The organism is Rothia sp. HMSC058E10, assembly GCF_001809415.1.
In the GTDB taxonomy this organism is placed as follows: Bacteria; Actinomycetota; Actinomycetes; order Actinomycetales; family Micrococcaceae; genus Rothia; species Rothia dentocariosa.
This window is the reverse complement of sequence record NZ_KV797608.1, coordinates 1-246: the sequence shown is the minus strand read 5'-3', so window position 1 is coordinate 246 and position 246 is coordinate 1. Positions and strand designations below refer to the sequence as shown.

Sequence of the window (246 nt, the reverse complement as noted above, 5' to 3'; positions counted from 1 at the left end):
GGAAAACCATTCGGAAAGAAAAACTTCTTATACTCCTCCATACTTGACCAAGGATATTCAACCCCATCAGCAGCAATCACCACCCTGTTGACAAAGAACTCTTCCACCCGAGACAAGCTCTCTTGCGAAAGTTCGAATCCCCACCCAAATAACACTTTGTACAGCCCACTACCATGAATTGGACGAATACTGTAGTACGTATCCATCTCTTCAAGAATATTCACACATGCGCTTATATCATCATCA

1 pseudogene is annotated in these 246 nt (G+C 42.7%); it reads right to left on the bottom strand.

Going from position 1 to position 246, the window contains the following annotated elements:
- Positions 1-246, bottom strand: a pseudogene (locus HMPREF2609_RS00465) (hypothetical protein); the annotation flags it as partial.